The sequence below is a fragment of the Vibrio sp. OPT41 genome, assembly GCF_015163595.1.
Lineage (GTDB): Bacteria > Pseudomonadota > Gammaproteobacteria > Enterobacterales > Vibrionaceae > Vibrio > Vibrio alginolyticus.
In genome coordinates, this window is the sequence record NZ_JADDYH010000079.1 from 1 (window position 1) to 436 (window position 436).

At 45.0% G+C, this 436-nt stretch carries 2 tRNA genes; both read right to left on the reverse strand.

Annotated elements, in window-relative coordinates:
• Nucleotides 1-124: 124 nt before the first annotated feature.
• Nucleotides 125-200, reverse strand: a tRNA-Ala gene (locus IQP38_RS25170).
• Between the two features lie 42 nt (nt 201-242).
• Nucleotides 243-319: transfer RNA gene (locus IQP38_RS25175), tRNA-Ile, on the reverse strand.
• Nucleotides 320-436 lie beyond the last annotated feature (117 nt).

The following is a 436-nucleotide window of genomic DNA, read 5'->3' on the forward strand; positions in this document are numbered from 1 at the left end:
ACAAACATTGAGAACTTTACAAACAACAATAAATTGTTGTTTTGTCAGCTTTCCAAATTGTTAAAGAGCTAGATTTTCTGATGAAAACCATTTTTAAAGATTCTTTTTCAAGAACACTTAAAGATGGTGGAGCTATGCGGGATCGAACCGCAGACCTCCTGCGTGCAAGGCAGGCGCTCTCCCAGCTGAGCTATAGCCCCATCAAGGTGTCGATACTGTCGCCAATTCCTTGGGAAAGAAATTGGTGGGTCTGAGTGGACTCGAACCACCGACCTCTCGCTTATCAGGCGAACGCTCTAACCACCTGAGCTACAGACCCAGTATCGTCTCTTTACTTTATAAACCGTATCAATCTGTGTGAACACTCATCGCAATAATCATCGTTTAAGGAGGTGATCCAGCGCCAGGTTCCCCTAGCGCTACCTTGTTACGACTT